We start from the raw sequence: 22,340 nt of genomic DNA, 5'->3' as shown, positions 1-22,340 counted from the left end.
TGAAGTCCGCCAATTTATTGAAATTAAAGCCATAGCATCATGTATTTTTTCATTTTAGCGTTATTTTTCGTTTCCATCACCAGTCCCGCTTTCGCCGCAGACATGCGTTATCCCGCCGGTGAAGAGCCGCTGGAGCTGCCTGCGCACAGTGCGCTTAACGCCCAACTGTCGCGATCCGCGCAAAACCAGGAAGATAAAAAGCTGGGCGCCATGTCGCTGTACCTGACGCTGATGCGCGAAGACGGCCGCAACGTCTGGGCCCCCTACCAGCTGGCGGTATCGTCGGCGGAGAAAGGGCAAACCGAGCTGGCGGAGCGCTATCTGCAGCTGAGCGCCGATCGCGGCCTGTGGTACTACTACAATCTGCTGGAGGACGACGCCTTCAACAGCATCCAGCACTCCGCCACCTACCAATCCATTCTGGCCGCCACCAAAGCGCGCTATCTGCAGCACGCCCGCCGCTATGAAGGCAAAGCCAGCTACGCGATACCGGACGGCGAAGCGCCGCCCGAAGGTTGGCCAACGGTGATCTTCCTGCATACCTACGGCAAGGCCGCCGCCATCAGCCCCGAGGAACGGCTGCTGTTCGGCGAAATGGGCGTGGCCTATATCGAGATCAACGGCACGCAGATGTTGTCGGAAAACAGCTTCCGCTGGTCGAATTACAGCGACGAGAGCACCCAGGCCGCCCTTCAGCGTACGGTGCAACAGCTGGCTCCACAGTTAAAGCTGAACCCCCAACGGATTTATCTCAGCGCTCGCGGCCAGGGTGCGCTGCACGCCGCCAATCTGATCGCGAAGTACCCGCAGTTTTACGCCGGCGCGCTATTGATCGCCCCCAACGGCGAGATCAAGCCGGCCCAGCAGTCGCTGGCGGCGAAAAAGAAAATCGTGATGGCGTATTACGATCGGCAGAACTTCAGCGAGCAGGCGCTGGCATTGCACTTCGCCAATCTGTTCGGAGAGGATAATCAGGTTCAGACGCTGCACTTCGCCCAAGGGGAGGATGCCGCCGGCAGTTGGCAGGCGCGCTTCAGGCGGCCATTGCAATGGGTGCTGGATCGGGCGCCGGATGCAACGCCGGGAGTCTAGGGTTTCAGGGCCGACGGACGTCGGCCCTTTGGCTGTCAATGGCCGTCGACGAAAACGATCTTCAGCACGAACAGCAGCGCCACGACCACCACGCACGGGCTGATTTCACGCCAGCGGCCGGTGCCGAGCTTCATCACGCAGTAGGAGATAAAGCCGAGCGCAATGCCTTCGGTGATCGAGAAGCTGAACGGCATCATCACCGCGGTGACAAACGCCGGTACCGCTTCGGTCAGATCGTCCCATTTCACCCGCGCCAGGCTGGAGGTCATCAGCACGCCGACGTAGATCAGCGCGCCGGCAGCGGCATACGCCGGCACCATACCCGCCAGCGGCGACAGGAAGATCACCAGCAGGAACAGCAGGCCGGTGACCACCGCCGTCAAACCGGTGCGGCCGCCCACGGCGACGCCGGATGAGCTTTCGATGTAAGCGGTTACGGAAGAAGTGCCCGCCAGCGAGCCGGCCACCGAGCTGATGCTGTCAACGTACAGCGCCTGCTTCATGCGCGGGAACTTGCCCTGATTGTCGGTCAAACCGGCTTTATCGGTAACGCCGATCAGGGTGCCGGAGGAGTCGAACAGGTTCACCAGCATAAACGAGAAGATGACCCCGGCCAGCCCGATGTTCAGCGCGCCGGCCACGTCGACCTGGCCCACTACCGAGGTGATGCTCGGCGGCAAGGAGAACAGGCCGCCGTATTTCACGTCGCCCAGCATCCAGCCGATCAGGGTAGTGACCACGATCGATACCAGCACCGCCGCGTGGAAGTTGCGCGAAGAGAGCACGGCGATGATGAAGAAGCCAAGCGCCCCCAGCAGCACATTGTGCGAGGTCAGGCTGCCAATGGTCACCAGCGTGTCCGGGTTGGCCACCACGATGCCGGCGTTTTTCAGCCCCATCATGCCGATGAACAGACCGATGCCGCTGGTGATGCCGACCCGCAGGCTGACCGGAATGTTGGCGATCATCCAGTAGCGAATGCGGAAAATGGTCAGCAGCAGCAGGCCGACCGCGCCCCAGAAGATGGCGCCCATGCCCACCTGCCAGGAGATGCCCATCGCGCCGACCACCACGAAGGCGAAGAAGGCGTTCAGGCCCATCGCCGGCGCCAACGCCACCGGCAGGTTCGCCAGCAGGCCCATAAGGATGCTGCCGAAGGCGGCGATCAAACAGGTGGTGACAAATACCGCCTGGGTATCCATGCCCGCCGCGCCCAAAATTTGCGGGTTAACGAACACGATATACACCATGGTGAGGAAAGTGGTGATACCGGCAATCGTTTCCGTACGCGCCGTCGTGCCATGTTGCTTGAGTTTAAACACGCGCCCAAGCAAGCCTTGCTCAGCGTCAAGGCCAGATACTGGTTTGGTCATTATCAGAATTCCGAAAATGGGAATGGACAGTCGCCGGCTATCCTATAACAAAAAATGGGGCTTTTGACGCCGGTCACAGGTTTTTTTCGCCGTCTTTACGGCTAAACGCGTCAACGGCTTGTATTTACAGGCATTCATTCTCCATCACAGCCCGCCGCGTTGCCGTTTGCCGACACGGCCGATAAAATGGCCTATCGCATCTCTTACCCTACCCGCTAAAAAAACAGGAACCCGCATGTCTTCGACCTTTATCGATAAGCTCGCGTTGATCGCGCTGAAAGATGACAAAGTGGCGCTGGTGCGCTCGCACAACAAGACGCTGTTTTATGTACCGGGCGGAAAGCGTGAAGCGGGTGAAACCGATGAGCAGGCGCTGTGCCGCGAAATCGACGAAGAGCTGACCGTTGCGCTGCAGCCGCAATCCATCGCGTTTTACGGCGAGTTCACCGGCCCGGCGGACGGCAAGCAGGACGGCACTCAGGTGCGCATTCGTTGCTACCAGGCCGACTTTACCGGGCAGTTGCAGCCGGCCGCCGAAATCGCCGAGCTGAAGTGGTGCGACAGCCGCGATCTGCCGCAGTGTTCACACGTCGCCGCGCTGATTTTGCACGATCTCAAGGCGCGTAGCCTGATCAAGTGATCGCTGAGCGGCCTCAGCGGCGTTAACCCGAAGGAACCTGTCCCGCATGAATCAGATTGACTGCATTTTGTTCGACTGCGACGGCACGCTGGTGGACAGCGAAGTGCTGTGCAGCAAAGCCTATGTCCATATGTTCGCCCGCTACGGCATTCATCTGTCGCTGGAAGAGGTATTCAAGAAATACAAAGGGGTGAAGCTGTACGAGATCATCGATCGGGTCAACGCCGAGCAGGGCACTGACCTGGCAAAAGAGACGCTGGAGCCGCTGTATCGGCAAGAAGTGGCGCGGCTGTTCGACAGCGAACTGCAACAGATTGCCGGCGCCCGCGAGCTGCTGGCGCAGGTGACGGTGCCAGTCTGCACCGTCTCCAACGGGCCGGTCAGCAAGATGCAGCACTCGCTCGGCCTGACCGGCATGCTGCCTTATTTTGATGACCGGTTGTTCAGCGGCTATGACATTCAGCGCTGGAAGCCGGACCCGGCGATCGTGTTTCACGCCGCCGAACAGATGCAGGTGCCGGTGACGCGCTGCATCCTGGTGGACGATTCGCCCGCCGGCGCGCAGGCCGGCATCAATGCCGGCATCCCGGTCTTTTACTTCTGCGCCGATCCGCATAACCCGCCGATCGACCACCCGCTGGTGACAACGTTTGACGACCTGGCTCAATTGCCCGCGCTATGGCGCGAACGCGGCTGGCGGCTGACGGCCGATTAACTGGCCGGCAACGGCGGCTTGTTGCGCCACCAGCGCCAGGAGCGCTTCAGGCCGCGGGTTTGCGCGCCGAAACGGCGGTTGACCGCGTTGGCCAGCAGATCGAGCGCCAGGCAGAACACGAAATAGACCAGCGCCACGAACAGGAAGACTTCCATCGGGTAGACCATGCTGCGGTTGTTGACCTGGGTCGCCAGGAAGGTCAGTTCGCCAACGCCGACGATATAAGCCAACGAGGTGTCTTTGATCAGAGAAATCCACTGGTTGATGAACGACGGCACCATCATGCGCAGCGCCTGCGGCAGCACGATCATGCGCAGCGTCTGCCAGCGGGTCAGCCCCAGAGAAAGCCCGGCCTGCCACTGGCCGGGGCCGATCGCGGCGATGCCGGCTTTCACCGCATGGGCCAGATAGGCCGAGGCGATCAGCGCCAGCGCGCACACGACGGTGGTGATTTCCGGGATCTCGACGCCAAACACCATCGGCAACAGGAAATAGGTCCAGAAGATCAGCATGATGACCGGAATGGCGCGGAAAAAGCCCAACACCGCCGCCAGCAGCCCGGCGGCGATGCCACGCGACATCGCCAGCGCCACGCCGAGCAGGGTGCCGAGCACCGCCGAGGCGACTCCGGCCATCAGACTGATCGCCAACGTCAGCGCCGCGCCGCCCAGCGGCCCATCCGGCCAGGTGCCCCACAGCAGGTAGCCCAGGTTGTCGTGAATCACGCTGAAATCCATCTCAATGCCCTCCCAGCGGTTTACGCTGTTGTCGCCACATGCCCCAGCCTTCCAGCAGCGCGATGATGGCGATATACAGTACCGTCGCCACGCCGAACGCCTGGAAAGTGCGCAGGGTTTCGGTTTCGACCTGACGCGAGGCGTAAGAGAGTTCGGCCACGCCGATCGCCATGGTCAACGACGAGTTCTTGATCACGTTCATGTATTGGCCCAGCAGCGGCGGCAGCGCGATTTTCAGCGCCTGCGGCAGCACCACATAGCGCATCGCCTGCCAGCCGGTCAGCCCCAGCGCCTGAGCGGCATATTTCTGCCCGCCGGCGACGCCGCGAATGCCGGAGCGGATCTCTTCGGCGATAAAGGCGGTGGAGTACAGCGTCAGGCCGAAGAAACCGGCGAGAAACTCGAATGACGGCCACTCAAGCGGGCCAACCTGATGGGCGCTGTTCAGCCACTGCATGGCGGCGGACGGCAGGATCTGCCCGGCGGCGAAGTACCAGAAGAACAGCTGCACCAGCAGCGGCGTATTGCGAAACAGCGAACTGTACCCCATCGCCAGCCAGCGCAACGGCCGCAGGCTGCTGTCGCGCATCGCCGCCAGCACAAAGCCCAGCAGCGTAGCCGCCAGCCCCGCGCAGGCGGAAAGCCACAGCGTCAGCAGAAAACCGTGCCACAGCCAGCTCAGGTATTGCGGCGCCAGCAGCCAGTCCAGGTTCATGTTCAATCCTTGTCTTGCAGAATGCATCAGGGGCGCAGCAAGCTGCGCCCCTCCGTGCCTATCTCACCGCAAGCGGTTAAGTCAGGCTTTTGGTTGCTGATCCAAAGGCGCGATTTTGAAATCGCCGCGCGGTTGAGCGGATTTGGTTTCCGGCCCGAACCAGCGATCGTAAATCTTAACCGCTTCGCCGTCTTTTTCCAGCTTGATCAGCGTCTCGTTCACCGCGGCGGTCAGGCGATCTTCACCCTTGGGAATGCCCACGCCCTGATACTCTTTGGTCAGGCTGAACGGCGAAATTTCAAACTCCGCCTTTTGCGCCGCCGGCAGGTTGCCGAGCAGGCCGACCAGCTTGGCGTCGTCCTGAGTGATCGCCTGCACGTTGCCGTTACGCAGCGCCACGAACGCCAGCGGGGTATCATCGTAGGAGATCACTTTCGCCGTTGGGAAACGCTCGCGCAGGGTGATTTCCTGCACCGTGCCCTTATCCGCGCCGATGCGCAGCTTCTTGATGTCTTCCGGCGTTTTCAACACGCCTTTGCGGGCGATGAATTTCTGGCCAGTGGCGAAGTACGGCACGCTGAAGTTCACTTCCTTGGCGCGCTCGTCGGTAATGGTGAAGTTGGCGGCAATCAGGTCAACCTTCTTCGACACCAGCAGCGGAATGCGGTTGGCCGGGTTGGTGGCGCGCAGCTCCACTTTCACCCCCAGCGCTTTGCCGATCGCGTCGGCGACATCCACATCGTAGCCCACCAGCTTCTTGCTCTGCGGATCGATGTAGCCGAACGGCGGGTTGCTGTCGAACACCGCGATGCGCACCACGCCGGCTTGCTTGATATCGTCAAGTTTGTCCGCGTGCGCGGCGCCGGCGGCGAAACCGGTCAGACTGGCTAACAACGTTAAGGCCAAAGCGCGATGTTTCATAGAAAGCTCCTAAGTGGTTGATGTCCTGCTGGCGGATAAGCTAGCAAGCGCCACATAGGTCAGGAAATAATATAAAAAGCTATATTTATAACCTTTTTATATTTACGCGCTTAAGATGGAATAAAGGCGCGGGAAACCGCGCCTTGGAAGGATATTACCCGGAAAGGGTTAGTCGTCTTTTTCGTCTTTACCGCCCGGAGACAGCAGCTTTTCCAGGGCGTCGCCGCCCAAATGACGGAAATCCTGTCCTTTGACGAAATAGAAGATAAATTCGCAGATGTTCTGGCAGCGATCGCCGATACGCTCGATAGAACGGGCGCAGAACAACGCGGTCAGCACGCTCGGAATGGTGCGCGAATCTTCCATCATGTAGGTCATCAGCTGACGCACGATGCCTTCGTATTCCTGGTCGACCTTTTTATCTTCACGGTAAATACGGATCGCCTCGTCCAGATCCATGCGCGCGAACGCGTCCAGCACGTCGTGCAGCATCTGCACGGTGTGGCGCCCCAGCGACTCCAGGCTGACCAGCAGCGGCTGGTGCTGGTGCGAGAACTTCTCCAGCGCGGTGCGGCAGATCTTGTCCGCCACGTCGCCGATGCGTTCCAGCTCGGAAATGGTTTTGATGATCGCCATCACCAGACGCAGATCGCTGGCGGTCGGCTGGCGCTTGGCGATAATGCGCACGCAGGCTTCGTCGATCGCCACTTCCATCATGTTGACCTTGGCGTCGCCTTCGATCACGCGCTTGGCCAGCTCGCCATCCTGATTGTGCATCGCGGTGATGGCGTCGGTCAGCTGCTGCTCCACCAGCCCGCCCATGGTCAGCACCTGGGTGCGGATATGCTCGAGCTCTGCGTTGAACTGGCCGGAAATGTGTTTGTTTAAATTCAGGTTATCCATGATGCTTCCTATCAACCATAACGGCCAGTGATGTAGTCTTCAGTCTGCTTTTTCTGCGGCGCAGTGAACAGGTTATCAGTATCACTGAACTCGATCAGCTCGCCCAGATACATAAATGCAGTAGAGTCGGAGCAGCGCGCCGCCTGCTGCATGTTGTGCGTCACGATCACCACGGTGTAATCAGCCTTCAGCTCGCTGATCAGCTCTTCAATCTTGCCGGTGGAGATCGGATCCAGCGCCGAGCAAGGCTCATCCAGCAACAGCACTTCCGGACGAATGGCGATGCCGCGGGCGATGCACAGACGCTGCTGCTGGCCGCCGGAGAGGCTGTAGCCGCTCTGGTGCAGCTTGTCCTTGGTTTCGTTCCACAGCGCCGCTTTGGTCAGCGCCCACTGCACGCGCTCGTCCATATCGGCGCGCGACAGCTTTTCAAACAGGCGAACGCCGAAGGCGATGTTGTCGTAAATCGACATCGGGAACGGCGTCGGCTTTTGGAACACCATGCCGACCTTGGCGCGCAGCAGCGCGATATCCGAGTTGTCGGTCAGGATGTTCTGGCCGTCCAGCAGAATGCCGCCTTCCGCTCGCTGTTCCGGGTACAGCTGGTACATCTTGTTGAAGGTGCGCAGCAGGGTGGACTTGCCACAGCCGGATGGGCCGATAAACGCGGTGACCTTATTCTTGGCGATATCCAGCGTGATGTTCTTCAGCGCATGGAATTTGCCGTAGTAGAAGTTCAGATCGCGTACCTGAATTTTGCTGCTGGAAGCGTCAGTAACCATACTCATCAAGACTTCTCTCTTTTCATCAGCGCCGCCAAAGCGGCGCTCAAAATTTTATGAATGCTTTTTCTTGGCGAAAATCACGCGCGCCAGGATATTCAGTAACAGTACGCACAGGGTGATCAACAGCACCCCGGCCCAGGCCAGCTGTTGCCATTCGGCGAACGGGCTCATGGCGAATTTGAAGATGGTCACCGGCAGGTTGGCGATCGGCTGCATCAGGTCGGTGCTCCAGAACTGGTTCGACAGCGAGGTGAACAGCAGCGGCGCCGTTTCCCCCGCAATGCGCGCAATCGCCAGCAGCACGCCGGTGATGATGCCGGACACCGACGCCTTCAGCGTGATGGCGGAAATCATGCGCCATTTCGGCGTGCCCAGCGCATAAGCGGCCTCGCGCAGCGTATCCGGCACCAGTTTCAGCATGTTCTCGGTGGTGCGAATGACGATCGGCACCTGCAGCAGCGCCAGCGCCACGATGCCGGCCCAACCGGAGAAGTGTTCCATCTTCGCCACCACAATGGTGTAAACGAACAGGCCCACCACGATCGACGGTGCGGACAACAGAATATCGTTGATAAAGCGGATCACTTCCGCCAACCAGGATTTACGTCCGTATTCCGCCAGATAAATACCGGCCATGATGCCCAGCGGCGTGCCGAAGATGGTCGCCCACAGGATCAACAGCCCGCTGCCGGCGATGGCGTTGGCCAAGCCGCCGCCCGCGGTGTTCGGCGGCGGGGTCATCTCGGTGAACAGCGCCAGCGACATGCCGTCGAAGCCTTTGGTCACGGTGGCGATAAGGATCCAGATCAGCCAGAACAGCCCGAACGCCATGGTCGCCATCGACAAGAACAGCGCGAGGCGGTTTTTCTGCCGGCGCCAGGCCTGCATTTTGCGGCGGCTTTCCGCCAGAACGACTGCGTTTTGCATATCCATCGTCGCCATGTTAACGCCCCTCATTCTTGGCCAGACGCATGATCATCAGTTTCGACAGCGCCAGCACGATAAAGGTGATAACAAACAGAATCAGGCCCAGCTCCATCAGTGCGGCGGTGTGCACGCCGGACTCGGCTTCGGCGAATTCGTTGGCCAGCGCCGAGGTGATGCTGTTGCCCGGCATGTACAGCGAAGCGCTGTCGAGCTGGTAGGTGTTGCCGATGATAAAGGTTACCGCCATGGTCTCCCCAAGCGCTCGGCCCAGACCCAGCATCACGCCGCCGATGACGCCGTTTTTGGTGAACGGCAGCACGATGCGCCAGATGACTTCCCAGGTGGTGCAGCCGATGCCGTAGGCCGACTCTTTCATCATTACCGGCGTCTGTTCGAACACGTCGCGCATCACCGCGGCGATGTAAGGAATGATCATGATAGCCAGGATAACCCCGGCGGCCAGAATGCCGATGCCGAAGGCCGGGCCGGAGAACAGCTCGCCGACGATAGGAATGCCCGACAGCACGTCGCCCACCGGCGTCTGGAAATATTCGGCGAACAGCGGGGCGAACACGAACAGGCCCCACATGCCGTAGACGATGCTCGGGATGGCCGCCAGCAGCTCAATGGCGATGCCCAGCGGCCGCTTCAACCAGTTCGGCGCCAGTTCGGTCAGGAACAGCGCGATGCCGAAACTCACCGGCACGGCGATAATCAGCGCGATGAGCGAGGTGACCACGGTGCCGTAGATAGGCACCAGCGCGCCGAACTGCTCCGCCGGCGCATCCCACTCTTTGGTCCACAGGAAGGCGAAGCCGAATTTCTGCATGCTTGGCCAGGAGGCGAAGATCAGCGAAACGATGATGCCGCCCAGCAACAATAGGGTAATCAGCGCAGCCAGTCTCACCAGCGCGCTGAAAATGATGTCACCGTTTTTGCCCGGTGCTTTGATGGTAGGCTTGTACTCAGCCATAGATTACTCTCTGTTTGAACCCTGGCAGCCCCAACCGGGATCGGAGCCTGAAGAACTGTGTGGGGCGCGGCGAACCCGCGCCCCTGCGTTGTTAGTACAGCGCTTTACCTGAACTGTCTTTTACGTTGGTTTTCCAGGCCGCACGCACCTGCTCAACCACTTCTTTCGGCAGGGTGGCGTAATCCAGTTCGTTAGCCTGCTTGCCGCCGGTTTTGTAGGCCCAGTCGAAGAACTTCAGCACTTCGGCGCCCTGAGCAGGATTTTTCTGCTCTTTATGCACCAGGATGAAGGTGGTGGAGGTGATTGGCCACACGTTGTCGCCTTTCTGGTCAGTCAGATCCTGAGCGAAGGTTTTGCTCCAATCCGCACCCTTGGCGGCGTTGCTGAAGCTCTCTTCGGTCGGGCTGACCGGTTTGCCGTCGGCGGACACCAGCTTGGTGTAAGCCAGGTTGTTCTGCTTGGCGTAAGCGTATTCTACGTAGCCGATAGAGCCAGGCAGACGCTGAACGAAGGCGGCGATGCCGTCGTTGCCTTTGCCGCCCAGACCGGTCGGCCAGTTAACGGTAGAACCGGCGCCGATCTTCTCTTTCCAATGCGCGTTCACCTTGGACAGGTAGCTGGTAAACACGAACGAGGTGCCGGAACCGTCGGCGCGGCGCACCACGGCAATGTTCTGGTCAGGCAGTTTCACGCCTGGGTTCAGCTTGGTGATAGCCGGATCGTTCCACTTTTTGACGTTGCCCAGGTAGATATCACCCAGGGTTTTACCGTCCAGCGTCAGTTCGCCGGATTTGATGCCCGGGATATTCACAGCCAGCACCACGCCGCCGATCACGGTCGGGAACTGGAACAGGCCATCGGCCGCCAGTTTGTCGTCAGACAGCGGGGCGTCGGAAGCGCCAAAGTCAACGGTGTTGGCCACGATTTGCTTCACGCCGCCAGAGGAGCCGATGCCCTGATAGTTAACTTTGTTGCCGGTTTCTTTCTGATAAGAATCTGCCCACTTGGCGTAAACCGGAGCGGGGAATGTCGCACCTGCACCGGTCAGGCTGGCAGCAGCGAACGCGGACACGGCGGTCAGGGAGAAGGTCGCTGCCACAATACTGGCGACGGTGGTACGCATCAGTTTCATAATCCCTCCTAATGGGATACTTAAAATCGACGTCGAGTCGTTTTAATCAGAGTAAGTATTGCTGCAGGAGGGAAAATAGGACAGTTTGGTGACAGAAAAATGTACGCAATATGACAGTTATATTACAGTGCATTTGAATGGGGTTTGTTTATTTAAAAATCAATCAATTAACTCAAAAATAGTGCAATTGCCAAACAACAAAAAAACCGTTTGGGCACGGCCTATCCGCTTGAATATGACAATGTTTATCGCCGAATCGGTCGCGCTGTCATCTTTAAGGTCGCTCATGAAAAAAGCCGGCGCGAAGGCCGGCTTTTGCAGTTTACCTGCGGCAGGTTACTCTACGGTGACAGACTTCGCCAGGTTGCGCGGCTGGTCAACGTCGGTGCCTTTGATCAGCGCCACATGGTAAGACAGCAGCTGCAACGGCACGGTGTAGAAGATCGGCGCCACGATTTCCTCAACGTGCGGCAGAGGAATGATGGTCATGCCTTCGCTGCTGACGAAGCCGGCGTCCTGATCGGCGAACACGTACAGCTGACCGCCGCGCGCGCGCACTTCTTCAATGTTGGACTTCAGCTTTTCCAGCAGTTCGTTGTTCGGCGCCACCACGATCACTGGCATATCGGCGTCGATCAGCGCCAGCGGGCCGTGTTTCAACTCACCCGCCGCATAGGCTTCAGCGTGAATATAGGAGATCTCTTTCAGCTTCAGTGCCCCTTCCATGGCGATCGGGTACTGATCGCCGCGGCCGAGGAACAGCGCATGATGTTTGTCCGAGAAACCTTCCGCCAGCGCTTCGATTTCTTTATCCATCGACAGCATCTGCTCAATACGCGCCGGCAGCGCCTGCAGGCCGTGCACAATCTCCTGCTCCACGCTTTCCGCCATGCCTTTCAGACGGCCCAGGTGCGCCACCAGCATCAACAACACGGTGAGCTGCGTGGTAAAGGCTTTGGTCGAAGCAACGCCGATTTCCGTGCCCGCTTTGGTCATCAACGCCAAATCGGATTCGCGCACCAGCGAAGACCCCGCAACGTTACAAACGGCCAGCGAACCGAGATAACCCAGCTCTTTGGACAGACGCAGCGCCGCTAACGTGTCGGCGGTTTCGCCGGACTGCGACAGGGTGATGATCAGGCTGCCCGGACGCACCGCCGATTTGCGGTAACGGAATTCGGACGCGATCTCGACATCGCACGGCACGCCGGCCAGCGCTTCGAACCAGTAACGCGCCACCATCCCGGAGTGGTAAGAAGTCCCACAGGCGATGATCTGCACGTGCTGCACCTTGGCCAGCAGCTCGTCGGCGTGCGGGCCCAGCTCGCTCAGGTTGATTTGGCCATGACTGAAACGCCCTTCCAGGGTGTTTTTCAGCGCCAGCGGCTGTTCGTAAATCTCTTTTTGCATGTAGTGGCGGTAAGCGCCCTTGTCGCCGGCGTCATACTGCACCTGGGACTCGATCTCAGGGCGCTCGATGGCGTTACCCTGTTTGTCGAAGATGTTGACGGTGCGGCGAGTCACCTCCACCACATCGCCTTCTTCCAGGAAGATGAAGCGGCGGGTGACCGGCAGCAACGCCAGCTGATCGGAAGCGATGAAGTTTTCCCCGACGCCGCGGCCGATAACCAGCGGGCTGCCGGAGCGCGCCGCGACCAATACGCTCGGATCGCGGCTGTCCATCACCACGGTGCCGTAAGCGCCGCGCAGCTGTGGGATCACGCGCTGAACCACTTCGAGCAGCGTACCGCCCTGCAGCTGTTCCCAGTGCACCAGGTGCGCGATCACTTCGGTGTCGGTTTCAGAGTTGAAGCGGTAACCGCGTTCGATCAGCAGTTCGCGCAGCGGCTCGTGGTTTTCGATGATGCCGTTATGCACCACGGTAATGTAGTCGGAAACATGCGGGTGCGCGTTCGCCTCGGTCGGTTCACCGTGCGTTGCCCAACGGGTGTGAGCGATGCCGGTGCCGCCGTGCAGATCGGTCTGCTCCGCCGCTTCGGCCAGTTTTTGCACCTTGCCTACGCGGCGCAGGCGACTGACGTTACCCTGCGAGTCGACCACCGCCAGACCGGCGGAGTCATAACCGCGGTACTCGAGACGGCGTAAACCTTCCAACAGAATTTCTGCGATATCACGTTGCGCTACTGCGCCTACAATTCCACACATCAGTTGTATTCCTAATGAACGTCCTTCGTGGACGCTTTCGATGCCTTGACCTGATTTTTGCCGGTTTTACCGTGCGTCCCCGAGCCTGTAGATGGTGGGGTTATTATGTTTTGTATTGGGCTCGTGAATAGAGCCCAACGCAAAACACACTATGGCTTCTTCTTCACCGGGCGCTGCCAGCCCTGAATGTGCACCTGCTTGACGCGGCTCAGGACCAGTTCGTTTTCGGCGATATCTCGCGTCACCGTGGTGCCGGCGGCAATGGTGGAGCCTTTGCCGACCGACACCGGCGCCACCAGCTGAGTATCGGAACCGACGAACACGCCATCGCCGATCAGCGTCTTGTGCTTGTTGGCGCCATCGTAATTGCAGGTGATGGTGCCGGCGCCGATATTCACGTCATCGCCAATGTCGGCATCGCCCAGGTAGCTGAGGTGACCGGCCTTGGAGCCTTTGCCCAAACGCGCCTTTTTCATTTCCACGAAGTTACCGACGTGGGCCCCTGTTGCCAGCTCCGCGCCAGGGCGCAGGCGGGCGAACGGCCCCACGGTGCAGTCGGCTTCCAGCACGCTGTCTTCCAGTACGCTGTAAGGACTGATCTCGCAGTCATCACCGATCACGCAGTTTTTCAGCACGCAGCCGGCGCCGATTTTCACCCGGTCGCCCAGCTTGACGTGACCTTCGATAATCACATTCGCATCAATAGTGATGTCGCGGCCGTGAACAAGTTCACCGCGCAGGTCGAAACGCGCCGGATCCAACAGCATTACGCCGGCCAGCAGCAGTTTTTCAGACTGTTCCGACTGGAACACGCGCTCCAGGGTCGCCAGCTGCAGACGGTTGTTCACGCCTTCCACTTCGCTCAAACGCGATGGGTGCACGGCTTCGATTTTCTTGCCGTCGGCATGCGCCAACGCAATGATATCGGTGATGTAAAACTCACCCTGAGCGTTGTCGTTGTTCAACATCCCCAGCCAGCGCTTCAGATCGCGCCCATTCGCCACCAGGATGCCGGTATTGATCTCATTGATCTGACGCTGCGCCTCGCTGGCGTCCTTGTGTTCGACGATGCCCACCACATCACCCTGCTCGCGCACGATGCGGCCATAGCCGCTCGGGTCGTCCAGCTTGACCGTCAGCAGGCCGATGCCGCCCTGCGGCTTGGCCGCCAACAGGCGCTGCAGCGTATCCACGGAGATCAACGGCACGTCGCCATACAGCATCAATACGTCTTCATCGTCGGCAAAATGCGGCGCCGCCTGCTGCATCGCATGGCCGGTACCCAATTGCTCGGCCTGCAGCACCCAGTTCAGCGCGCCCTCGGTCAGCGTGCTTTTCAGCAGATCGCCGCCGTGGCCGTATACCAGGTGTACATGTTGCGCGCCCATTTTCATCGCGGCATCAATGACGTGTTGCACCATCGGCTTGCCGGCCAACGGATGTAAGACCTTGGGAAGATCGGAATACATGCGTGTTCCCTTGCCCGCGGCGAGGATAACCACGCTCATTGCGCTGTTCGACATAAGCAACCTGATAACTCCATTTTGATAGACGAAAGTAAAACCGTTTAGCGGCGATATTACTACATATTTCTCTGCACGAACCCGGCGCAGGCCGCGTGGGCCTTGGCCTGCCGCTATCGCGGCCAATTCGACGCTGGGACGAAAAAACTGTCGGCGATCGGCGACGTTTCTTTCCCGATATCAGGGGTTATACACCACTCTGTACGCCGGGCTGAAATGCTTATTTTAAAGTAAAAAAAAAGCGACCCTATAGGCCGCTTTCTTAAAGTTGGGTGCTCTGCACCCAAACATTACATCGCTTTTCTGGTGAGCTCGATAACGCGCAGTTTTGCGATCGCTTTCGCCAGTTCAGCGGATGCCTGAGCATAGTCGACATCGCCATGAGAGCTGCGAATGTGTTCTTCAGCTTTACGCTTAGCTTCCAACGCTCTCGCTTCGTCGAGGTCAGTACCACGGATAGCAGTGTCCGCCAGCACGGTAACCACGCTCGGCTGCACCTCGAGGATGCCGCCGGACAGGTAGATGAACTCTTCTTCACCGTGCTGCTTAACAATACGCACCATGCCAGGCTTGATGGCAGTCAGCAGCGGCGCATGGCCAGGGAAGATCCCCAGTTCACCTTCGCTGCCTGTCACCTGGATCTTCTGCACCAGGCCGGAAAACATCTGTTTTTCCGCGCTGACTACATCCAGATGGTAAGTCATAGCCATATCACCCTCCTCTCAAGGCGTTACAGTTTCTTGGCTTTTTCCACTGCTTCTTCAATGGTGCCAACCATGTAGAACGCCTGCTCCGGCAGGTGGTCATAGTCGCCGTCCATAATGCCTTTGAAACCACGGATGGTGTCTTTCAGCGATACGAACTTGCCCGGAGAACCGGTGAAGACTTCTGCCACGAAGAACGGCTGAGACAGGAAGCGTTGGATCTTACGCGCACGGGATACGACCAGTTTGTCTTCTTCAGACAGCTCGTCCATACCCAGGATCGCGATGATATCTTTCAGTTCCTGGTAGCGTTGCAGAATGGACTGCACGCCACGCGCTACGTCGTAGTGCTCCTGGCCAACAACCAGCGGATCCAGCTGACGGCTGGTGGAATCCAGCGGGTCAACGGCCGGGTAGATACCCAGAGAAGCGATGTTACGGCTCAGTACCACGGTTGCGTCCAAGTGCGCAAAGGTGGTGGCTGGAGACGGGTCAGTCAAGTCATCCGCAGGAACGTAAACGGCCTGTACGGAAGTGATGGAACCGGTCTTGGTCGAGGTGATACGTTCTTGCAGAACGCCCATCTCTTCCGCCAGCGTTGGCTGATAACCTACCGCGGATGGCATACGGCCCAGAAGTGCGGACACTTCGGTACCGGCCAGGGTGTAACGGTAGATGTTGTCAACGAACAGCAGAACGTCACGGCCTTCGTCACGGAATTTCTCCGCCATGGTCAGACCGGTCAGCGCAACGCGCAGACGGTTACCTGGTGGCTCATTCATCTGGCCGTAAACCAGGGATACTTTGTCCAGAACGTTAGAGTCGGTCATTTCGTGGTAGAAGTCGTTACCCTCACGAGTACGCTCGCCCACGCCCGCAAACACGGAATAACCGGAGTGCTCGATCGCGATGTTACGGATCAGCTCCATCATGTTTACGGTTTTACCTACGCCCGCACCGCCGAACAGACCGACTTTACCGCCCTTGGCGAATGGACAAATCAGGTCCATTACCTTGATACCGGTTTCCAGCAGTTCCTGGGAGCTGGACAGCTCTTCGTAGCTTGGCGCCGCGCGGTGAATCGCCCAACGCTCTTCTTCGCCGATGTCGCCTTTCATGTCGATGGGTTGACCCAATACGTTCATGATACGGCCCAGGGTAGCTTTACCCACCGGCACTTCAATCGGGTGGTCCAGGTTGTTCACTTTCAGACCGCGACGCAGACCGTCGGAGGTCCCCATTGCGATACAGCGAACCACGCCACCGCCCAGCTGTTGCTGAACTTCCAACACCAGTTTTTCGGTGCCGTTTTCTACCTCAAGGGCGTCGTACACTTTTGGTACGGCATCCTGAGGGAACTCGACGTCCACCACGGCGCCGATTACCTGGATAATCTTTCCAGTAGCCATCTTGAATCCTCTACGTAATTCGTAAACCTAGCTTAAACCGCGGAGGCTCCCGAAACGATCTCGGTGAGTTCCTGAGTGATGCTGGCCTGACGCGCCTTGTTGTATACCAACTGCAGCTCTTTGATCAGGCTACCGCCGTTATCGGTTGCGGCTTTCATCGCGACCATTCGTGCGGCCTGCTCGCTGGCCAGGTTTTCCACGACGCCCTGATAAACCTGCGACTCCACATAGCGGCGCAGCAAGGTATCAAGCAGCACTTTTGGATCCGGTTCATACAGGTAATCCCAAGGCGTTTTCTTCAGCTCTTCGTCATCGGCTGGCGGTAACGGCAGCAGCTGAAGCACTTGCGGCTCTTGGGACATCGTATTAACAAATTTGTTGCTGACAATGTACAGCTTGTCCAAACGACCTTCGTCGTAGGCCTGCAGCATCACTTTCACCGGCCCGATCAGATCCGACAGGGAAGGTTTATCCCCCATGCCGGTCACCTGGGCAACCACGTTGCCGCCCACGGAACCAAAGAAAGAGGCCGCTTTAGAGCCAATCAGCGCCAAATCGGTTTCGACGCCTTTTTCGGACCAGGCTTTCATCTCCGCCAGCAGCTTTTTGAACAGGTTGATGTTCAAGCCGCCGCAGAGACCACGGTCAGTAGACACCACCAGATACCCAACGCGCTTAACGTCACGCTCATCCAGGTACGGGTGCTTGTACTCCAGATTCCCTAACGCAAGGTGACCAATCACTTTGCGCATGGTCTCTGCATAAGGACGGCTGGCCGCCATGCGATCCTGCGATTTACGCATTTTGGAGGCGGCGACCATTTCCATCGCTTTAGTGATCTTTTGCGTGTTTTGCACGCTAGCGATCTTACTACGTATCTCTTTTGCGCCGGCCATCTCTGCTTCTCCTCAGTGCCAGACGGCCTGCTGTCTTTCAACAGCAGGACCGTTCGGCGTTACCAGGACTGGGTTTTCTTGAAGGTCTCGAGGACGTCTTTCAACTTGCCCTCGATCTCATCATTGAAGTTGCCAGTTTGGTTGATGTGGTTCAGCAGTTCGGCGTGCTCGCGGTCCGCATAGGCCACCAGCGCGGCTTCGAAGCTCACCACTTTGGCGACTTCGACGTCGTTCAGGTAACCGCGTTCTGCGGCAAACAGCACCAGAGACTGTTGTGCAACCGACATCGGCGCATACTGTTTCTGTTTCAGCAGCTCGGTCACTTTCTGACCGTGGCTCAGCTGTTTGCGGGTCGCGTCGTCCAGATCGGAGGCGAACTGGGAGAACGCAGCCAGTTCACGATACTGCGCCAGCGCGGTACGGATACCACCGGACAGTTTCTTCATGATCTTGGTCTGCGCGGCGCCACCAACACGGGATACGGAGATACCCGGGTTAACTGCCGGACGAATACCGGAGTTGAACAGGTTGGATTCCAGGAAGATCTGACCATCGGTAATCGAGATTACGTTGGTCGGAACGAACGCGGAAACGTCACCCGCCTGGGTTTCAATGATCGGCAGAGCGGTCAGTGAACCGGTTTTACCTTTAACTTCACCTTTGGTGAAGGCTTCAACGTACTCGGCGTTAACGCGCGCTGCACGCTCCAGCAAGCGGGAGTGCAGATAGAATACGTCGCCTGGGTAAGCTTCACGACCTGGCGGACGACGAAGCAGCAGGGAAATCTGGCGGTAAGCAACGGCCTGTTTGGACAGGTCATCGTACACGATCAGCGCATCTTCACCGCGGTCACGGAAGTATTCGCCCATTGCGCAACCGGCGTATGGCGCCAGGTATTGCAGTGCAGCGGATTCGGAAGCGGTCGCCACCACCACGATGGTGTTGGCCAGTGCGCCGTGCTCTTCCAGTTTGCGCACCACGTTAGCGATGGTGGACGCTTTCTGGCCGATAGCCACGTAAACGCATTTGATGCCGGAGTCGCGTTGGTTGATGATCGCATCGATCGCCAGCGCGGTTTTACCGGTCTGACGGTCACCGATCACCAGCTCACGCTGGCCGCGGCCGATTGGAATCATGGCGTCAACGGATTTGTAGCCAGTCTGAACCGGCTGATCAACGGACTGACGCTCGATAACGCCTGGGGCGATAGCTTCTACCGGAGAGAAACCGTCGTTTTCAATCGGGCCTTTGCCGTCGATTGGCGCGCCCAGGGTGTTAACGACGCGGCCCAGCAGACCACGACCGACTGGAACTTCCAGGATACGGCCGGTGCATTTAACCTTCATGCCTTCGGCCAGATCCGCGTACGGACCCATGACCACGGCACCAACGGAGTCGCGCTCCAGGTTCAATGCGATTGCGTAACGGTTGCCAGGCAGCGCGATCATTTCGCCCTGCATAACTTCGGCCAGGCCGTGTACGCGGATGATCCCGTCGCTGACGGAAACGATAGTACCTTCATTGTGAGCTTCGCTCACTACATTGAACTGAGCAATGCGCTGCTTGATCAGTTCGCTGATTTCGGTGGAATTCAGTTGCATGCTCCAGTCCCCTTAAGACTGCAAGACGTCTGTCAGGCGTTCAAGACGACCGCGAACGCTGCCATCAATCACCATATCGCCGGCGCGAACAACGATGCCGGCCAGTACAGACTTGTCAATTTTTGCAATTCAGCTTAACTTTGCGTGACAGACGTTTTTCCATCGCAGCGGCGATTTTCGCCTGCTGTTCGTCGCTCAGCGCACTCGCAGAGAGCACTTCGACTTCGACGGTGGATTCCAGCGAGGCGCGCAGTTCGATGAACTGCTGCAGCACGGCAGGAAGAACCAGTAAACGTCCATTTTCGGCCATTACACGGATAAAGTTCTGGCCATGTTCGTCGAGCCGATCGCCACAAACCGCGATGAACGTCTTGGACAGTGTTTCTGGCGCAACCGCGCCAGACAGCAGTTCAGAAATCTGTTCATTGCGAGTGACTTCAGCCGCAAACGCCAGCATGTCCTGCCAGCGCTCTACGCTTTGGTGCTCAACGGCAAAGTCAAAAAGCTGCTTTGGCGTAGGGGCGAGCTACAGTTACAAATTCAGACATCAGCCCCTCCCTCCTTACAGTTCAGCGACCAGTTTATCAACGATGTCGCTGTTAGCAGCTTCATCCACGGAACGTTCGATGATCTTCTCGGCGCCGGCAATTGCCAGCATCGCGACTTGCTTACGCAACTCTTCACGAGCGCGCTTACGTTCGGCTTCGATCTCAGCCTGAGCCTGCGCCACGATTTTGTTACGTTCCTGCTCGGCTTCGGCTTTCGCTTCATCCATGATCTGAGCTTTGCGTTTGTTCGCTTGCTCGATGATCACCTGAGCTTCTGCTTTGGCAGTTTTCAGCTGGTCGGTCGCATTGGCTTGCGCTAAGTCCAGATCTTTTTTGGCACGCTCTGCAGAAGCGAGGCCGTCAGCGATTTCTTTCTGACGTTTCTCGATGGCAGCCATGATCGGCGGCCATACGTACTTCATGCAGAACCAGACAAACAGAACGAACGCGATGGCCTGGCCGAGGATTGTTGCGTTAAGATTCACAGCACAATGCCTCTTTAAAAGTTAATAGTTTGGTTACGTCGTAGAGGGTTGCTCTACTTACGCGACGGCGAACATCACGTACAGACCCAGACCTACAGCGATCATCGGGATGGCGTCGACCAGACCCATAACGATAAAGAACTGTGTACGCAGCAGAGGAATCAGGTCAGGCTGACGAGCAGCGCCTTCCAAGAATTTACCACCCAGGATGCCGATACCGATCGCAGCACCGATTGCCGCTAAACCCATCATCACAGCGGCAGCCATGTACAGCAGATCCATACTCAGGTTTTCCATGACAGTCTCCAGTTTGTTTCAGTTTAAAAGTGCAAGTGTTTTAAGAAAATCAGTGCTCTTCAGATGCCATCGACAGATAGACGATCGTCAGAACCATGAAAATAAAGGCTTGAAGCGTAATGATCAGGATGTGGAAGATAGCCCAAGGCAAGCTCAGGACCCACTGTGACCACCACGGCAACAGGCCGGCAATCAGGATGAAGATCAACTCACCCGCATACATGTTGCCGAACAGTCGCAGACCCAGTGAAACAGGTTTGGACAGCAGGCTGACACCTTCAAGAATCAGGTTGATAGGAATGAATACAGGGTGGTTGAACGGCTGCATGGTCAACTCTTTGACGAACCCGCCAACGCCTTTCATTTTGATGCTATAGAACAGAATCAGGATAAACACGCCCAGCGCCATCGACAGCGTGACGTTCACATCGGCGGTAGGCACTACGCGCAGCGCAGGCAGACCGAGGATGTGTTCGCCAACGTAAGGCAGGAAGTCGATGGGCAGCAAGTCCATCAGGTTCATCAGGAACACCCAGACGAACACGGTCAGCGCCAGCGGCGCAATCACCTTGCTCTTGCCGTGGTACATGTCGCGCACGCTGCTGTCGACGAAACCGACTACCAGCTCCACGGCGGTTTGCAGTTTACCCGGCACGCCGCTGGTGGCGTTTTTGGCCACTTTGCGGAAGATCACCAGGAAAAGCGCCCCGAGGACGACGGAGAAAAACATCGAGTCGATGTTGATCGACCAGAACCCAGTCCCGACCTGAAGCTGCGTCAGGTGGTGACCGATATACTCCTGTGGAGTCAAGACTTCTCCTGCAGACATGATGCCTCTTACCCTTATTTAGTTAAGTTCGGTAACTGTTAATCACGGCCGGTGCCACTATCTGCACCACTAACACCGCTAAATAGGTCAGGCCAAGCGGTATAAACTCCGCCTTGAACACCCCCAGCGCCACGATCAGCAAAACGATGGTGATCACGACCTTTAGCCCCTCGCCGATGGCGAACGACCAGGCAACCCTACCGGGCGCCGGCGTTTGCGCCTGATGGCGCAAGGCAAACAGCATAAACATTGCACTCGGCAACCAGGCGGCGAGACCGCCTGCCAACGCCGAAGCGCTCCATTCCGGGCTTTTCAGCCAGAAAGCAACGCTGATCAGAACAAAAGTCATTAACTGCAAAAACAGCAGTTTGCGTGCGACTTTCCCGCTGTATAGGGACACAGACATGACGTTTGTTCTCTCCGTACCCCAGAGGGGGTATGCTGAGTGACGTATACAACTGTTTTTGCTGTCCTGAGTCAAGCAGCAAAAAACGAGCAAATTATACGGGGCATACCAACGAATTCAATCGATAAGTAGCGAAAAGGTGAACAATTATTTAAATTTCCCTATTCCAGCCTATTTTCACAAGAAAACGGTCGGAATAATAGGGCGCATTTAATTGTCTGATTATTCCAGCGTTGCGTTTAGAAACGCGAAGCCGATCACAATAATGCCCTTCACTGATTTATAGCCGATGGACAATCAAACCGTCTTTAGCAATTTGAGCGATCAAAAGATTATATAAATCAAAACATTATCAGTTAACTGTTCAAAAACAATCCGTATACCCGATGAAAACCTTTTATTGACAAGCAACGGGGCAATATTCCAACAGCCAATTAACATTAGCAGCAAAGGCCAATCTTTCGCACATGATTGCTAACGTGACTATTTCTAATTGCAATTACTCTATTGTCGCTAATTAGCCGCGTTTTTTGTGTTAATAGAAAGTAAATTAACTAAAAAAA

22 protein-coding genes and 1 pseudogene are annotated in these 22,340 nt (G+C 57.5%); 3 read left to right on the top strand and 20 right to left on the bottom strand.

The window, feature by feature from the left end:
* Positions 1–39: 39 nt before the first annotated feature.
* Complete coding sequence (locus tag SERRSCBI_RS00115) at positions 40–1,092, top strand: hypothetical protein (protein WP_033645149.1); 1,053 nt, start codon at positions 40–42, stop codon at positions 1,090–1,092.
* A gap of 35 nt (positions 1,093–1,127) precedes the next feature.
* Here SERRSCBI_RS00115 and SERRSCBI_RS00110 read toward each other — a convergent pair whose 3' ends face one another.
* Positions 1,128–2,465: an NCS2 family permease gene (locus SERRSCBI_RS00110; protein WP_033652325.1), complete on the bottom strand. Its 1,338-nt coding sequence runs from the start codon at positions 2,463–2,465 to the stop codon at positions 1,128–1,130.
* Between the two features lie 235 nt (positions 2,466–2,700).
* On the opposite strand from SERRSCBI_RS00110, the gene SERRSCBI_RS00105 reads away from it, so the two are divergent.
* The gene (locus SERRSCBI_RS00105) at positions 2,701–3,105 is read left to right on the top strand and encodes an NUDIX domain-containing protein (protein ID WP_033645151.1); all 405 of its coding nucleotides are present in this window, start codon (positions 2,701–2,703) and stop codon (positions 3,103–3,105) included.
* 46 nt (positions 3,106–3,151) lie between these two features.
* Positions 3,152–3,820 (top strand): 6-phosphogluconate phosphatase, encoded by a 669-nt coding sequence (gene yieH / locus SERRSCBI_RS00100; protein WP_004933845.1) that lies wholly within the window; start codon positions 3,152–3,154, stop codon positions 3,818–3,820.
* Here the strand turns inward: yieH and SERRSCBI_RS00095 are convergent.
* The 19 genes and pseudogenes from SERRSCBI_RS00095 to atpI all read right to left on the bottom strand — a co-directional run bounded on the left by SERRSCBI_RS00095 (position 3,817) and on the right by atpI (position 21,777).
* Positions 3,817–4,557, bottom strand: a complete 741-nt coding sequence (locus tag SERRSCBI_RS00095) for an amino acid ABC transporter permease (RefSeq protein ID WP_033645153.1) — start codon at positions 4,555–4,557, stop codon at positions 3,817–3,819. The genes yieH and SERRSCBI_RS00095 overlap by 4 nt on opposite strands.
* A gap of 1 nt (position 4,558) precedes the next feature.
* Positions 4,559–5,272 (bottom strand): amino acid ABC transporter permease, encoded by a 714-nt coding sequence (locus SERRSCBI_RS00090; RefSeq protein WP_033645154.1) that lies wholly within the window; start codon positions 5,270–5,272, stop codon positions 4,559–4,561.
* A gap of 81 nt (positions 5,273–5,353) precedes the next feature.
* Positions 5,354–6,193, bottom strand: a complete 840-nt coding sequence (locus tag SERRSCBI_RS00085) for an ABC transporter substrate-binding protein (RefSeq protein WP_025304747.1) — start codon at positions 6,191–6,193, stop codon at positions 5,354–5,356.
* Positions 6,194–6,361: 168 nt separating this feature from the next.
* On the bottom strand, positions 6,362–7,096 hold the full coding sequence (gene phoU / locus SERRSCBI_RS00080; protein WP_004933833.1) for a phosphate signaling complex protein PhoU: 735 nt from the start codon (positions 7,094–7,096) through the stop codon (positions 6,362–6,364).
* An 11-nt stretch (positions 7,097–7,107) separates the two neighbouring features.
* Entirely contained in the window at positions 7,108–7,878 is a 771-nt protein-coding gene (pstB, locus tag SERRSCBI_RS00075; protein ID WP_016929614.1) for a phosphate ABC transporter ATP-binding protein PstB, read from the bottom strand.
* A gap of 54 nt (positions 7,879–7,932) precedes the next feature.
* A complete protein-coding gene (pstA, locus tag SERRSCBI_RS00070; protein WP_019455481.1) occupies positions 7,933–8,823 on the bottom strand; it encodes a phosphate ABC transporter permease PstA in 891 nt (296 codons plus the stop codon).
* A 1-nt stretch (position 8,824) separates the two neighbouring features.
* Positions 8,825–9,781, bottom strand: a complete 957-nt coding sequence (pstC, locus tag SERRSCBI_RS00065) for a phosphate ABC transporter permease PstC (RefSeq protein ID WP_016929615.1) — start codon at positions 9,779–9,781, stop codon at positions 8,825–8,827.
* A 91-nt stretch (positions 9,782–9,872) separates the two neighbouring features.
* On the bottom strand, positions 9,873–10,913 hold the full coding sequence (gene pstS / locus SERRSCBI_RS00060; protein ID WP_042783377.1) for a phosphate ABC transporter substrate-binding protein PstS: 1,041 nt from the start codon (positions 10,911–10,913) through the stop codon (positions 9,873–9,875).
* Positions 10,914–11,249: 336 nt separating this feature from the next.
* Positions 11,250–13,079, bottom strand: coding sequence for a glutamine--fructose-6-phosphate transaminase (isomerizing) (gene glmS / locus SERRSCBI_RS00055; RefSeq protein ID WP_042783376.1), 1,830 nt, complete (start codon positions 13,077–13,079; stop codon positions 11,250–11,252).
* Positions 13,080–13,228: 149 nt separating this feature from the next.
* Positions 13,229–14,602: a bifunctional UDP-N-acetylglucosamine diphosphorylase/glucosamine-1-phosphate N-acetyltransferase GlmU gene (gene glmU, locus SERRSCBI_RS00050; protein WP_042783375.1), complete on the bottom strand. Its 1,374-nt coding sequence runs from the start codon at positions 14,600–14,602 to the stop codon at positions 13,229–13,231.
* A gap of 290 nt (positions 14,603–14,892) precedes the next feature.
* Complete coding sequence (locus SERRSCBI_RS00045; RefSeq protein ID WP_004933814.1) at positions 14,893–15,312, bottom strand: F0F1 ATP synthase subunit epsilon; 420 nt, start codon at positions 15,310–15,312, stop codon at positions 14,893–14,895.
* A gap of 20 nt (positions 15,313–15,332) precedes the next feature.
* Entirely contained in the window at positions 15,333–16,715 is a 1,383-nt protein-coding gene (atpD, locus tag SERRSCBI_RS00040) for a F0F1 ATP synthase subunit beta (RefSeq protein WP_004933813.1), read from the bottom strand.
* A 32-nt stretch (positions 16,716–16,747) separates the two neighbouring features.
* Positions 16,748–17,611, bottom strand: a complete 864-nt coding sequence (gene atpG / locus SERRSCBI_RS00035; protein WP_004933811.1) for a F0F1 ATP synthase subunit gamma — start codon at positions 17,609–17,611, stop codon at positions 16,748–16,750.
* Between the two features lie 59 nt (positions 17,612–17,670).
* On the bottom strand, positions 17,671–19,212 hold the full coding sequence (atpA, locus tag SERRSCBI_RS00030) for a F0F1 ATP synthase subunit alpha (protein ID WP_033652328.1): 1,542 nt from the start codon (positions 19,210–19,212) through the stop codon (positions 17,671–17,673).
* Between the two features lie 12 nt (positions 19,213–19,224).
* Positions 19,225–19,760, bottom strand: a pseudogene (atpH, locus tag SERRSCBI_RS00025) (F0F1 ATP synthase subunit delta).
* Between the two features lie 14 nt (positions 19,761–19,774).
* Positions 19,775–20,245, bottom strand: a complete 471-nt coding sequence (gene atpF / locus SERRSCBI_RS00020) for a F0F1 ATP synthase subunit B (protein ID WP_004933804.1) — start codon at positions 20,243–20,245, stop codon at positions 19,775–19,777.
* A gap of 57 nt (positions 20,246–20,302) precedes the next feature.
* The gene (gene atpE / locus SERRSCBI_RS00015) at positions 20,303–20,542 is read right to left on the bottom strand and encodes a F0F1 ATP synthase subunit C (RefSeq protein ID WP_004093904.1); all 240 of its coding nucleotides are present in this window, start codon (positions 20,540–20,542) and stop codon (positions 20,303–20,305) included.
* A gap of 49 nt (positions 20,543–20,591) precedes the next feature.
* A complete protein-coding gene (atpB, locus tag SERRSCBI_RS00010; RefSeq protein WP_015376132.1) occupies positions 20,592–21,371 on the bottom strand; it encodes a F0F1 ATP synthase subunit A in 780 nt (259 codons plus the stop codon).
* 22 nt (positions 21,372–21,393) lie between these two features.
* On the bottom strand, positions 21,394–21,777 hold the full coding sequence (gene atpI, locus SERRSCBI_RS00005; RefSeq protein WP_004933796.1) for a F0F1 ATP synthase subunit I: 384 nt from the start codon (positions 21,775–21,777) through the stop codon (positions 21,394–21,396).
* Between the last annotated feature and the right edge of the window lie 563 nt (positions 21,778–22,340).

The sequence above is a fragment of the Serratia sp. SCBI genome (genome assembly GCF_000747565.1).
Classification (GTDB): Bacteria; Pseudomonadota; Gammaproteobacteria; order Enterobacterales; family Enterobacteriaceae; genus Serratia; species Serratia ureilytica.
Note: the sequence above shows the minus strand (reverse complement) of the source record. Positions and strands in the feature narration are given on the sequence as shown.